Consider the following 13,870-nt stretch of genomic DNA (forward strand, 5'->3'; position numbering starts at 1 on the left):
TAGTTAGACTATCGCCGCAAGCGAGTCACTTGGGTAGCAACCTAATACTTTAGTATAGAGCGTTATGGATGCCAACTCTTTCAATGCTGTTTGCATTTCATCTGAATGGATGTTGCCTTGTAAATCGATGTAAAACATCTCTTCCCATGGGGTACCATGAATAGGTCGTGACTCAAGTTTAGTCATCACAATATTATGATTACGTAGCACTAACAGTGCATCAACTAACGCCCCTGCCTGTTGACCGGTTTTCATTAAAATTGTTGTTTTAGCTGGAATTTGATCTGATACGGCTATCGGTTCTCGCGCAAGTACAATAAAGCGAGTGATATTTTGCTTTTGGTTGGCAAAATTATGTTCAAGCATTTTAAGTCCATATAACTCTCCCCCATCTTTATTGCCTATTGCTGCAACATTAGGCTTATTTAATTTAGCAACGGTTTCCATTGCTGATGAGGTACTATCACAGTAAACAATTTTCCAATGCGGATAATTTTCTAGAAAATTACTACATTGTTGAAAAGGTTGTGGATGGCTGTAAATGGTATCAATTTTATCAAGCTCAGTATTTGGTATAGCAAGGATGCAGTGATCTATAGGTAATGACAGTTCTGCAATAATATGTAAATGTGTTTTTTGCAGTAGATCATAAACTTCATTTATTGATCCTGAACTCGAGTTTTCAATCGGTAGTATGCCATAATCCACCAAATTATGTTCAATTTGTTCAAAGACATCTTTAAACGTTGAGCAACTTGATTCAACCATCTGCTCTAAATTAGCACTAGCATAACGGCGAGCAGCGGAATGCGAATAGGAACCTTTAGGCCCCAAAAAAGCCACTTTTGCGCTAGTAACACAATTTTGGTTTAGATTCTCTTGTAAGATTTTTTGTTGCAGTAAAACTGAATCTTCAATAATGATTTGATATAAACGTCTGATCAGCAAGTCATCAAGGCTATGGTTTTTTCCTTGATTGATCAACGCTTTTACTAGTGATCGTTCACGCTCTAAATCACGTACAGGAATATTTGCTGCAATTTTAGTCTGAATAACTTTGGTTGAAAGTTCGCGTCGTTTAGCTATGAGTTCAAGAAGGTTTCGATCAATTTCGTTAATTTGGTCACGTAAAGGCAACAAAGGATTTACAGTCATATCTATTCATTATATAAAAAAAGTTAGTGATATTATAACAAGCAAAAAAATAAAGGCACTATCAAAGTGCCTTTTTCTTCTATTTCAATAAATAATTAATTACTATTCTTCTTCAATAACAGCGCTTTTTATACTATCAAATGCACGTCTAGATTCACTTTTGTGTTGAATTTTATTAAGTTGTTTTTCAAGTTTTTCAATCAAAGCATTGATTGCTGCATACATATCGCTATGTTTTGCCGAAGCAACTAAGGGGGAACCTTTAGTTGCAATAGTTGCATCAATTATAAATCCATCGGGTTCTTTAGATAAAATAAAATGAGGGTTGATTAACAGTGCTCTCCATTTATCTAGTTTCGAAAACTTATCTTCGAGATAGCTACGAATTGCTGGAGTAATGTCCATTTGCTTACTGGTAATACTTAAAGTCATAATTGACCTCCACTTTGTTTACTTACAAATTGAGCAAACACTAATGTGTGTTTATTTATCTACATTGGCAAATTATTTGTATTTCGTCAATAGGTTATTTGTACTCAAACAAATCTTTGTGATTATTGTCCAGAAAAATCCTATAGTTGTATTAAATCAAACCATAGTCAAACTGCATTTTGTAACATTTTTACTATATACTAATTGTTAATATGATCTAACAATAGTTTTATTTTTTACGAGGATGATGTGAACATTTTAGATAAAGTAAAAATTGTATTAGTCGAAACTTCTCATACCGGTAATATGGGATCAGCGGCTAGAGCAATGAAAACCATGGGGCTATCGAATCTTTGTTTAGTCAATCCGGTGATAAAACCCGATTCGCAATCTATTTCGTTAGCGGCTGGTGCTAGCGATATTATAAAAAACGCGCAAATTTTTACATCACTTGAGCAAGCGATAGCTGATTGCCGTTTAGTCATTGGTACGAGTGCACGCCCACGTAGCTTGCAGTGGCCCAATTTAACGCCTAAAGAGTGTGGCGATAAAATAATTCAAGAAGCAACCGAGAATGCAGATGTGGCGTTAGTTTTCGGCCGTGAGCGTGTTGGATTGACCAATGACGAACTGCAAAAATGTCATTATCATGTTGGTATTCCTGCCAATCCCGATTACAGTTCATTAAATCTAGCAATGTCAGTGCAAGTGTTATGTTATGAGATTCGAATGTCACTATTAAATCGTCAAACAGTTTTAACCAGTCAATGTGATTCAGCTATTCAATTTCCAAAGGATGAAGATATTGAACGGTTTTATCAGCACTTAGAACAAACTTTATTACAAACAGGTTTTATTAATGCAAATCATCCTGGGCAAATTATGGGGCGTTTGCGTCGATTATTTACGCGTGCGCGAATTGAGCAATCAGAGTTAAATATTTTGAGGGGAATTTTAACTTCCATTGATAAAAAGTTATAAGGTATAAAGATACCTCATACAAGGATATGGGGTATCTTTAGATGAACTACATTATTTAACTCTTTTTACGCCAAGTGGTTCCTGTGGCGCCATCTTCAAGCACAATATTCATAGCATTTAGCTTATCTCGGGCTTCGTCGGCTAGAGCCCAATTTTTAGTGGCACGAGCTTCATTACGTTGCTTAATTAACGATTCAATTAATTCAACATCTACTGCGTCTTGATTATCGCCTTGTAAAAATTTTATTGGATCTTGTTCTAACAAACCAAGAACTTTGGCTAAATAACGCAATTGAGCTGCTAATTGATTAGCTAATGTCATATCATTTTCAGCCTTAGCTTTATTAATTTCGCGAGCTAAATCAAATAAAGTTGAATAAGCTTCTGGTGTATTAAAATCATCATTCATGGCATCGCAAAATTGACGATAATATTGGCTATCTGTTGATAATGTATAAGGATAATTGCTATCAGTATCGCGTAAAGCTGTATATAATCGCTCTAAAGCCATTCTTGCTTGTTTTAAATTTTCTTCGCTATAGTTAAGCTGGCTACGATAGTGGCCAGAAAGTAGAAAATAACGTACAGTTTCAGGATCATAATGCTTTAATACATCGCGAATGGTAAAGAAGTTATTAAGTGATTTTGACATTTTTTCTTGGTCGATCATCACCATGCCTGAATGCATCCAGTAATTAACATACTGACCATTATGCGCGCAAGTTGATTGCGCAATCTCATTTTCATGGTGTGGGAACATTAAATCAGAACCGCCACCATGGATATCAAAATGATGACCTAATTGATAACTATTCATTGCTGAACATTCAATGTGCCAACCTGGGCGGCCTTTACCCCAAGGTGAATCCCAACTAGGCTCGTTGGGTTTGGACATTTTCCAAAGTACAAAATCCATTGGGTTTCGTTTGACATCAACAACATCTACTCGAGCGCCAGCTTGTAATTGTTCAAGATTTTGACGTGATAAAATACCATAATTAGCATCACTTTCGACCGAGAACATAACATCACCATTATCAGCAATATAAGCATGATCTTTTTTAATCAGCTCTTGCACTAAATCGATGATTTGTGGCATATGATGAGTAGCGCGAGGTTCAACATCAGGACGTTTAATATTAAGTGCATCAAAATCGGCGTACATTTCTTTCAACATTCGTTCAGTTAGCTGATCACAGGTTTCACCATTTTCGAGTGCTCGTTTTATAATTTTATCATCAACGTCGGTAATGTTACGAACATAAGTTAAATCATAACCTAAAAAACGTAAATAACGGGTTACCACATCAAACGCGACAAAAGTACGACCATGACCAATATGGCAAAGATCATAAATGGTTACGCCGCAGACATATAATCCAACTTTATTGGCATGAATGGATTTAAAAATTTCTTTTTCACGGGTTAATGTATTGAATATTTTTAACATTATAATTTTTACGTTTAATTTAGTGAATGTTGTCAGGTAATATAACAAAAATCTAACTATCACGAAATTATTTATTACAATGTTTCTAATCAAAATAGTTCTGACTAACCGAATTACTATAGGTAGCTTTGATTACTTATGAGCACTTTATTTGTTGAGTAATGCGTTGAATGGCACTTAAAATAGCAAATCATCGGCGGGGTTAACCCGCCAATTTAGATCTAAACAGGGATATTATTTAAGTAAACGATAAATATAAATAAGTAATATTGCCCCTAATACTGAAATTAACAGACTATAGAAGTTAAAACCATTGACACTTCCTAAGCCGAAGAAAGTACTGATGTACCCGCCAACTAGCGCGCCTGCAATACCCAGAATAATTGTTTTAATGACACCCACTTTACCCAGTGGCATAAAAAACTTGGCAATCCAACCAGCAAGTAATCCTAAAATAATCCAACTTAATAGACCCATAATGATTTCCTTTGTTTGATTAAGTTTAAATGTATGATGACTATCAGCGTATAAAAAAATTAATAAATAATGTTTATAATTTAATTGATTGAACTTAACTTCTTATTAAGAATAAAAATATGTAGATAAAAGAAATAGCAAGTAGATATATTAGTAACAAATGATTAAATAAGTCGTGATATCGAAGTAAGATATTCATCTAATCATTTATGATATAGTTTACAATTATTTTTAGTTAGATACTAGGCTTTTTATACCGTTAATTTTATGAGCTAATTTATTGATGGGGTAAGTGAGAAACAGGTTAATAGAAACAGAGAAGGCTATTAACCTTCTCTTGCTAGTGGTATTTATTCAAATATTGTTTTATGTAAAATTTTTATGATGGATTCAGCATCGTGACTTCTAGCTAAAAGGCATAAATTATGTGTACTTGCACCATAACAACACAGTCTAATAATATAGTCATCTAACGCCCCAAAGACTTCTTTAGCTATCCCTTTGGTTGATGTTAATTGATTACCGATAATGGCAATAAGCGCTAAATCTTCTTCAACTTCTACATGACATAAACCAGAGAGCTCATCAAACAATTCTTTAGTTAATAAACTACCACCGTTGGTGTTGGTGCCGGTAGTATCAATTGTTAAGGCAATACTCACTTCAGATGTTGTGACTAAATCAACCGAAATATTGTGTTTAGCCAATATAGTAAAGACATTAGCCAAAAAGCCTTGAGCATGTAACATATTTAAACTTGTTAATGTAACAAGGGTTTGTTTTCGACGCAGTGCTAATGCTCTAAAGGTCGGTACGGTTGATTGAATACTGTGAGTATTATAAACAATGGTTCCCCCATCTTGTGGCGCTTTACTTGAACCAACAAATACTGGAATATTACTTCGAACTGCTGGTACCAACGTTGCTGGGTGCAAAACTTTGGCACCAAAGGTTGCCATTTCAGCGGCTTCAGCGAATGATATTTCATCAATACGTTTAGCTGTTGGCGTAATCCGTGGATCAGTTGTATAAATGCCGGCAACATCTGTCCAAATATCAATTTGACTCGCATTTAATGCTTCACCAAGTAACGCTGCTGTATAATCACTTCCCCCTCGTCCTAATGTTGTTGTTTTACCGCTAGTTTCACTACCAATAAAACCTTGAGTGACAACCAACGCATTACCATTTAAGGATTTAAGATGAGCGCAACAAAGTTGTTTAATTTCGTCAATTTTAGGTTGAGCTTTACCAAAATTATCATCAGTGCGCATAACTTTGCGGACATCAAACCACATGGCATTTTTTTGTTTTTCTCGTAATATTTCGACAAATAATTTTGACGACATAATTTCGCCATGACTGACTAGTTCGTCGGTTAAAGCCGCTGATGTTGCAAGGCTGGCTGCTTCTGATAAAGAGGCAATATTTGCGATGATTTGATCTATTTCAGCTCTTAAGGTTTGGTTTTCGGGTAGATTTTCTAGGATGTTATATTGGATAGATTGGATTTTCGCAATGTGCTGTGCTCTAACTTCTGCATCACGGCCTTCGGCTAAAGCGACCAGTAAATTTGTAATTCCGGCTGATGCCGATAACACAACAACTTTGACGTTAGGGTTAGCAATAACAATGTTAGCGCTATTTACCATTGCTGAATAATCAGCAACACTAGTACCACCAAACTTGGCAATGACAAATGATGTTTCCATGGATTCCTCATATTAAAAATTTAATTTTTAACAGAGATAGAGCGAGGGTATGTGCTATTTACATTCTCGTTGAAAAAGTACAGACCGGGAAGCGCTCCACCTGCTTAGGTGACAACCCAAGGGATTCAGCCCTTGTAGTCGATCTGGTTAATTTCTGGAAGTTTAACCAAACCTCGGCATTACCTCCCCTCAATTATTTATAACAAGTACCAGAACCTAAAATAATTTACCTGAGTAATGCGCCTCTTCTTTATATGTAACTTAAGTTACAATAGTGTCGCTATATAGAATTAACGATTCTGTCAAATCTGTCAATAGGTTAAGTACGAAATATTAATGCCGTAATGTTCAATCATTGATTATAATTCTTGTTCAAATAGTTGAATGATAGTTTGGTATAAATGTTTAACAGAACAAGATTTAGTTGGTGTACTAAAGATAGTGTCATCACCGGCTATTGATCCTAAAATGCCTTCTGACTTGCCTATGGAATCAAGCAATCTGGCAATAAGCTGAGCGGCGCCAGGGCTGGTACGAATCACAACCATCGAACTGTTATAATCAATATCTACAACTAAATTTTTTAAAGGGCTACTCGTTGTTGGAACGCTCATTTCAGCAGGTAGACAATAAACCATTTCTGATTTGGCATTACGAGTTCTAACTGCGCCAAATTTGGTTAACATTCTGGAAACTTTGGATTGGTTAATATTATCAAATCCTTGTTCTTGTAACGCTTGCACAATACTAATTTGAGAACTAAATTTTTCTTGCAGCAGCATTTCTTTAAACGTTTTAGTCAGATCGTCTTGTTTCATAATTTTCCTTAGGAATTCATTTATGACGGTTGTTTCATTGAATTAACGGTAATGTTTTTGTGCTGCTTTTATCTTAACAATATTCACATAAACTTATTGGTAAATATGTTGAAAACCGTTATATCAAAGGTTGTTTCAGCACCTCATATTCAATGAGTGTAATGCATATGGTTCATAATTATGCATAATATTTGCATAAAATCAATTATCTGATTTTATGCTGCTTTTGGGTCTAAACGATTTGACGATGTGTTCATGCGTTTCAATATAAGGCCCTTCAAGAAGATCTATACAATAAGGAACACTGGCAAAAATTCCATCAACTAGGCTATTGCCCTCACTATCTTTAACACCTTGTAGTGTTTCTTGGATAGATTTTGGTCTACCGGGCAGATTTAATATTAAACATTTTTTGCGAATAACGCCGACTTGCCTTGATAAAATCGCTGTTGGCACAAAATGCAAGCTAATTTGACGCATTTGTTCGCCAAAGCCCGGCATGATGCGATCGGCAATAGCTAATGTGGCATCTGGCGTGACATCCCTCAAAGCCGGACCGGTACCGCCAGTGGTTAAAATTAAGTGACAGTGAAAATTATCAACTAAGTCACATAATGTGCTTTCAATCAAAGGTTGTTCATCAGGAATAACGCGATTTTCGGTTTCAAACGGGGTTATCAATGCGGTTTTGAGCCATAATAACAAAGCCGGTATTCCTTCATCTGCATAAATACCTTGCGATGCCCGATCTGATACTGAAACCAGTCCAATTTTAATCATATTTTTTATTCCTTCAAATTTAAAACTTACCTATCAAATCTTAGTATTTTAGCAACTTGCGTTAGATCTGGTGTCATTTGTTCTTTGTGATATCCTAAATAATACTAAAAAGACCTTTACAACTAAAGATTATATTGTCAATATTTCCCTTCTAATAAATGCAATAGCATAATGTAAATAATAATCTATTTATTTAGGATATTTTCATGTCATCAATACCTGCACTAGAGTTAATTGAGCTTAAAAAAATTTACAAAAATGGTGTGCAAGCGTTAAAAGGCATTAATTTGACAGTACAAGCCGGTGATTTTTATGCATTACTCGGTCCTAATGGTGCGGGTAAGTCAACCACGATAGGCATCATTAGCTCACTGGTCACTAAGACATCGGGCCAGGTTAAAATATTTGGTTATGACTTAGATAATGATATCGTTAATGCAAAAAGACAATTAGGGCTAGTCCCGCAAGAGTTTAATTTTAATCAATTTGAAGAAGTGCTACAAATAATAACTAACCAAGGTGGTTATTATGGATTGCCACGTAAATTGGCTTTAGAGCGTGCTGAAAAATATTTACGGATTTTAGATTTGTGGGATAAACGCCATAGCCGCGCTTGTATGTTATCAGGCGGAATGAAAAGGCGGTTAATGATAGCTAGAGCATTAGTGCATGAACCTAAACTTTTAATTCTAGATGAACCCACCGCGGGCGTTGATATTGAATTAAGACGTTCAATGTGGGATTTTTTACGCGAGATTAATCGCCAAGGCATTACAATTATTTTGACTACTCACTACCTGGAAGAAGCGGAAATGCTATGTCGGCATATCGGTATTATTCAACATGGCCAATTAATTGCCAACTCTTCTATGCGTGATTTGCTCGCTAATAGTCAATCTGAAACCATTATTATTGATTATATTCCAACCAAGGAACCAATTACCTTAGAGGGTTATCAATTTTCAAATATTGAATCAGGCATGTTAGAGGTAAAAGTTAATAAACAGCTTGGTTTAAATCAATTATTTGAACAGCTTAATCAACAACAAATCAAGGTGATAAGTGTGCGAAATAAAGCAAATCGATTAGAAGAGTTATTTGTCGATCTTTTGCATCATAGTGAGCAGGGATAGGGGAACGTTAAATGAATCATTTATATTGGATTGCATTAAAAAGTATTTGGCGTAAAGAAGTCACTCGGTTTTTAAGAATATGGGTGCAAACTTTGATTCCGCCAGTTATTACAATGTCGCTTTATTTTATTATTTTTGGTAACTTAATTGGATCGCGTGTTGGTGATATGGGCGGATTTAATTATATGGCATTTATTGTGCCGGGACTTATTATGATGTCTGTCATTACTAACTCATATACTAATGTCTGCTCGTCATTTTTTAGTGCCAAATTTCAACGAAATATTGAAGAGTTATTAGTTGCCCCTGTGCCTACCCATATTTTAATTTGGGGATATGTTGGTGGGGGCGTTATGCGTGGGATTTTAACTGGTATATTAGTGACAATCGTATCGTTATTTTTTGTTCGCTATCAAGTTCATTCTTGGCTTTTTGTTGTATGTACGCTGCTGTTAACGTCAATTTTATTTTCACTTGCAGGACTATTAAATGCAGTGTACGCAAAAACCTTCGATGATATTAGTATTATCCCTACTTTTGTGTTAACTCCATTAACTTATCTTGGTGGCGTATTTTATTCAATTAGCATGCTACCTACTTTTTGGCAATGGGTATCGAAACTAAATCCTATTGTTTATATGATTAATGGTTTTCGCTATGGGTTTTTAGGGGTGACAGATGTATCATTGTGGATCACTTTTTCAATGCTAATTTTATTTGTAATAGCACTTTATATCATGGTATGGAATTTGATTGAAAAAGGAAAAGGATTACGGAGTTAGTTTGATCGTTTTTATCAATTAACCGCCGACAAATGTCGGCGTATTAGTATCTTATTGTGCACCAGCAACAGCTTGTTGTGCCATTTCAGTAATTTTAGCAAATTCACCTTTTGCTATTGCATCGGTTGGAATAAACCATGTTCCACCAACACAAAGTACATTTTCAAGGGCTAAATAATCGCGGTAATTTTTTGGATTAACGCCACCGGTTGGACAAAACTTCATATATCCACAAGGGCCAGCAAAAGCTTTTAATGCAGCCACACCGCCATTGATCTCAGCTGGGAAAAACTTCAATGCCGTTAACCCATACTCTTGAGCAGTTAGTAGTTCAGAAATGGTTGCAATACCTGGAATAACTGGAATTGGTCCCTCGACTGCGGCTTTTAAAATAGCGTCGGTAATACCAGGAGTTATGACGAACTCAACACCAGCATCAGTCACTTGTTTGAGTTGTTCAACAGTGGTCACAGTACCTGCACCAACGACCGCTTCGGGTACTTCTTTGATAATTTTCTTAATCGCATCAAGAGCACAAGCCGTTCTTAATGTAACCTCAAGCACTTTTACTCCACCTGCGATTAATGCTTTGGCTAGTGGTACCGCATCTTCTAAGCGCTCGATAACAATAACCGGTACAACCGGGCCGAGTGTTAAAATATCTTCAGCGCTTTTTTTCCAGTTTTTCATTTGCTTCACCAATTCTTTATCAATATTAAATATGACACTAATCGCTAATAACGTAGCGATTAGTGTTTACTACTCATAAATACCTAATTTTTTCTCTAAATAATGAATATTCGTACCACCTTTTAAGAAGCCTTTATCATTCATAATTTCGATATGCAAATCAATGTTGGTTTTTATCCCATCAATGACTAATTCAGCTAAGGCATTTTTCATACGTGCAATTGCAACCTCACGCGTTTCACCATAAGCAATTAATTTACCGATCATTGAGTCATAATAAGGTGGAACAGTGTAGCCAGCGTAAATATGAGACTCCCAACGAATACCAAAACCACCAGGCGCATGAAAACGGGTAATTTTACCTGGTGAAGGCATAAAGGTTTTTGGATCTTCAGCATTAATACGGCATTCAATGGCATGACCAGTAATATGAATATCACTCTGTTTTAATGATAGCGGCTGACCTGCTGCAATTGAAATTTGCTCTTTAATCAAATCTACACCCGTAACCATTTCGGTAACAGGATGTTCAACTTGAATACGGGTGTTCATTTCGATGAAATAGAATTCACCATTTTCAAATAAAAACTCAAATGTACCCGCACCACGATAGCCGATTTCAATGCAGGCATTAACGCAACGTTCACCAATGAATTTACGCATTTTAGGTGTAATACCTACAGCTGGCGCTTCTTCAACAACTTTTTGATGACGTCTTTGCATTGAACAATCTCGTTCACCCAAGTAAACCGCGTTACCTTGACCATCAGATAGTACTTGTATTTCAATATGGCGTGGATTTTCAAGGAATTTTTCCATATAAACCATATCATTATTAAAAGCTGTTTTTGCTTCTAATTTTGTCATTTTAATCGATTGTTCAAGATCTTTTTCTTCTCTAACAATGCGCATACCACGACCACCGCCGCCACCTGATGCTTTAATAATGACAGGATAACCAATTTTTTTAGCGATTTGTTTATTGGTATTCATATCATTGCCTAATGGCCCATCAGACCCTGGCACACAAGGTACACCTGCTTTTTTCATGGCATGAATTGCCGACACTTTATCACCCATTAAACGAATGGTATCAGCTTTAGGGCCTATAAAAATAAAGCCTGAACGCTCAACTTGTTCAGCAAAGTCCGCATTTTCTGATAAAAAACCATATCCAGGATGGATAGCTGCCGCACCCGTTACTTCAGCAGCAGAAATCAATGCTGGAATGTTAAGATAGCTTTTAGCAGAAGCTGCTGGACCAATGCAGACGGTTTCGTCTGCAAGCAAAACATGTTTTAAATCTTTATCTGCCGATGAGTGAACTGCAACAGTTTTAATACCAAGTTCTTTACAGGCTCTCAAGATACGTAGAGCGATTTCGCCACGATTAGCTATAAGAATTTTATCAAGCATATTCAATCTCTTAATTTTTTAAATGAATATTATTCAATGATGAATAGTGGCTGATCAAATTCAACTGGTTGACCGTTTTCAACTAAAATAGCTTTAATTGTGCCTGCTTTTTCTGATTCAATTTGGTTCATCATTTTCATCGCTTCAACAATACAAAGTACGTCACCAACATTTACAGTTTGACCCACTTCAACAAACGCTTTTGACTCTGGACTTGGTGTGCGATAAAAAGTGCCTACCATTGGCGATTTTATAGTCGTGCCAGTAGGCGTAATCGGATCAGCTTCAGTAACAACAACATCGGCTGCTGCACTAGGTGCAACGACAACTGGGGATGCTTGAGGAATTTGAATATTTTGTATTGGCGCAGAATAGTTTGTAGCGGGAACAGAACGACTAATTCGTACTGACTCTTCACCTTCAGAAATTTCAAGCTCTGAAATACCTGATTCTTCAACTAATTCAATTAATTTTTTAATTTTGCGTATATCCATGAATTACACCGTGTTTATTTGATATAAGTAACAATTATTTTAATGCATCCTTAATATCTTAAAAGAGATCTTTTAAGTCGATAATAAGGCAGTAACTCAACATTAACGCGGAAGCATACACTGTAAAACCGATTTTGTCATTATATATCTCCTTTACGATCTGTTGTTATACTATTTTCTAGGTATTATTTTATAATTGCGATACAATAGTAGCACTTAATTATTATTGAAGCTGGTGGTGTTTTAAAAGCATCAAATAGTATATTATTTAGCCTAATATTGCTTTAAAAGTATATAATTTATACAATGCGTTGCTTCAAATACTCACTAACATTTAAACACGATTAATTCTAGGAAGAGTTTTCATTATGTTCAAAAAAGTTCGCGGCATGTTTTCAAATGATCTATCGATCGATTTAGGTACAGCTAATACTCTTATATATGTAAAAGGTCAAGGTATTGTACTAAACGAACCTTCAGTTGTTGCTATTCGCCAAGATCATCGTACTGGCACACCTAAAAGTGTTGCTGCTGTTGGGCATGCTGCGAAACAAATGTTAGGACGTACGCCTGGCAATATAGCAGCGATTAGACCAATGAAAGATGGCGTGATTGCAGACTTTTCTGTTACCGAAAAAATGTTACAGTATTTCATTCGCCAAGTGCATAGCCATAGTTTTTTAAGACCAAGCCCGCGTGTGCTTGTTTGTGTACCAGTTGGCGCAACGCAAGTTGAACGTCGTGCTATTCGTGAATCAGCCTTAGGCGCAGGTGCGCGTGAAGTCTATTTAATAGAAGAGCCAATGGCAGCAGCAATAGGTGCCGATTTACCGGTTTCTGCACCAACCGGTTCAATGGTGGTCGATATTGGTGGTGGTACGACTGAAGTTGCGGTTATTTCATTAAATGGTGTAGTTTATTCTGCATCTGCACGAATTGGCGGTGACCGCTTTGATGAAGCAATCATTAATTATGTTCGACGTAATTATGGTGCACTAATTGGTGAAGCAACTGCTGAACGTATTAAACATGTGATTGGTAGTGCTTATCCTGGTGATGAAGTGCTTGAAATTGAAGTTCGTGGTCGTAATCTTGCTGAAGGGGTGCCGCGTAGCTTTACATTAAATTCTAATGAGATTTTAGAAGCACTACAAGAGCCATTAAGTGGTATTGTAAGTGCGGTTAAAGTTGCCTTAGAGCAATGTCCACCAGAACTAGCGTCTGATATTTCAGAGCATGGTATGGTATTAACCGGTGGTGGTGCATTATTACGTAATATCGATAAACTATTGTCAGCTGAAACCGGTATTCATGTTGTTGTGGCTGAAGACCCACTAACATGCGTTGCGCGAGGTGGTGGCAAAGCATTAGATATGGTTGATATGCATGGTGGTGATCTATTTAGTGAAGAGTAAAAGTTCAAACAATGTTAACTAACTCTTAATTAATGAAATGATTAGTAAATATACCTCTCATTTTTCCGCCGACATTGTCGGCGGAGTCATATCTTAAAATAATTAGATCTTGAGTCTATTACAGGTAAGTACTGA

14 protein-coding genes and 1 riboswitch are annotated in these 13,870 nt (G+C 36.2%); of the genes, 4 read left to right on the forward strand and 10 right to left on the reverse strand.

The features are described from left to right. Positions 1-3: 3 nt before the first annotated feature. Positions 4-1,155 (reverse strand): bifunctional chorismate mutase/prephenate dehydratase, encoded by a 1,152-nt coding sequence (gene pheA / locus J3U59_RS02655; protein ID WP_267333299.1) that lies wholly within the window; start codon positions 1,153-1,155, stop codon positions 4-6. Between the two features lie 102 nt (positions 1,156-1,257). Continuing rightward, positions 1,258-1,587: a ribosome-associated translation inhibitor RaiA gene (gene raiA, locus J3U59_RS02660; protein WP_267333300.1), complete on the reverse strand. Its 330-nt coding sequence runs from the start codon at positions 1,585-1,587 to the stop codon at positions 1,258-1,260. A 255-nt stretch (positions 1,588-1,842) separates the two neighbouring features. On the opposite strand from raiA, the gene trmJ reads away from it, so the two are divergent. Beyond that, the gene (gene trmJ, locus J3U59_RS02665; RefSeq protein WP_416379572.1) at positions 1,843-2,568 is read left to right on the forward strand and encodes a tRNA (cytosine(32)/uridine(32)-2'-O)-methyltransferase TrmJ; all 726 of its coding nucleotides are present in this window, start codon (positions 1,843-1,845) and stop codon (positions 2,566-2,568) included. 55 nt (positions 2,569-2,623) lie between these two features. Here trmJ and cysS read toward each other — a convergent pair whose 3' ends face one another. The 5 genes from cysS to mog form a co-directional block, all read right to left on the reverse strand. Beyond that, positions 2,624-4,018 carry a cysteine--tRNA ligase gene (cysS, locus tag J3U59_RS02670; RefSeq protein ID WP_267333302.1) on the reverse strand — a complete coding sequence of 465 codons (1,395 nt, stop codon included), beginning with the start codon at positions 4,016-4,018 and terminating at the stop codon, positions 2,624-2,626. Positions 4,019-4,252: 234 nt separating this feature from the next. After that, a complete protein-coding gene (locus J3U59_RS02675) occupies positions 4,253-4,495 on the reverse strand; it encodes a GlsB/YeaQ/YmgE family stress response membrane protein (RefSeq protein ID WP_065634334.1) in 243 nt (80 codons plus the stop codon). A 350-nt stretch (positions 4,496-4,845) separates the two neighbouring features. Continuing rightward, positions 4,846-6,207, reverse strand: coding sequence for a lysine-sensitive aspartokinase 3 (gene lysC / locus J3U59_RS02680; protein WP_267333303.1), 1,362 nt, complete (start codon positions 6,205-6,207; stop codon positions 4,846-4,848). An 81-nt stretch (positions 6,208-6,288) separates the two neighbouring features. Next, positions 6,289-6,463: riboswitch (Lysine riboswitch) on the reverse strand. 103 nt (positions 6,464-6,566) lie between these two features. Beyond that, positions 6,567-7,025, reverse strand: coding sequence for a transcriptional regulator ArgR (gene argR, locus J3U59_RS02685; protein WP_065634336.1), 459 nt, complete (start codon positions 7,023-7,025; stop codon positions 6,567-6,569). A 201-nt stretch (positions 7,026-7,226) separates the two neighbouring features. Continuing rightward, on the reverse strand, positions 7,227-7,805 hold the full coding sequence (gene mog, locus J3U59_RS02690; RefSeq protein WP_267333304.1) for a molybdopterin adenylyltransferase: 579 nt from the start codon (positions 7,803-7,805) through the stop codon (positions 7,227-7,229). 206 nt (positions 7,806-8,011) lie between these two features. Between mog and J3U59_RS02695 the strand changes: the two genes are divergently transcribed. Both J3U59_RS02695 and J3U59_RS02700 read left to right on the forward strand, forming a co-directional pair. Further along, on the forward strand, positions 8,012-8,938 hold the full coding sequence (locus J3U59_RS02695) for an ABC transporter ATP-binding protein (RefSeq protein ID WP_267333305.1): 927 nt from the start codon (positions 8,012-8,014) through the stop codon (positions 8,936-8,938). Positions 8,939-8,949: 11 nt separating this feature from the next. Then, positions 8,950-9,720: an ABC transporter permease gene (locus tag J3U59_RS02700; RefSeq protein WP_267333306.1), complete on the forward strand. Its 771-nt coding sequence runs from the start codon at positions 8,950-8,952 to the stop codon at positions 9,718-9,720. A gap of 51 nt (positions 9,721-9,771) precedes the next feature. Here the strand turns inward: J3U59_RS02700 and J3U59_RS02705 are convergent, their stop codons facing one another. The 3 genes from J3U59_RS02705 to accB form a co-directional block, all read right to left on the reverse strand. Continuing rightward, positions 9,772-10,410 (reverse strand): bifunctional 4-hydroxy-2-oxoglutarate aldolase/2-dehydro-3-deoxy-phosphogluconate aldolase, encoded by a 639-nt coding sequence (locus J3U59_RS02705; RefSeq protein ID WP_267333307.1) that lies wholly within the window; start codon positions 10,408-10,410, stop codon positions 9,772-9,774. 69 nt (positions 10,411-10,479) lie between these two features. Continuing rightward, on the reverse strand, positions 10,480-11,826 hold the full coding sequence (accC, locus tag J3U59_RS02710) for an acetyl-CoA carboxylase biotin carboxylase subunit (protein WP_267333308.1): 1,347 nt from the start codon (positions 11,824-11,826) through the stop codon (positions 10,480-10,482). Positions 11,827-11,855: 29 nt separating this feature from the next. Beyond that, a complete protein-coding gene (gene accB, locus J3U59_RS02715) occupies positions 11,856-12,320 on the reverse strand; it encodes an acetyl-CoA carboxylase biotin carboxyl carrier protein (protein WP_267333309.1) in 465 nt (154 codons plus the stop codon). Positions 12,321-12,688: 368 nt separating this feature from the next. Between accB and J3U59_RS02720 the strand changes: the two genes are divergently transcribed. Beyond that, complete coding sequence (locus J3U59_RS02720) at positions 12,689-13,735, forward strand: rod shape-determining protein (RefSeq protein ID WP_065634343.1); 1,047 nt, start codon at positions 12,689-12,691, stop codon at positions 13,733-13,735. The last annotated feature ends 135 nt before the right edge of the window (positions 13,736-13,870 follow it).

Source organism: Gilliamella sp. B3783 (assembly GCF_026536125.1).
Classification (GTDB): Bacteria; Pseudomonadota; Gammaproteobacteria; order Enterobacterales; family Orbaceae; genus Gilliamella.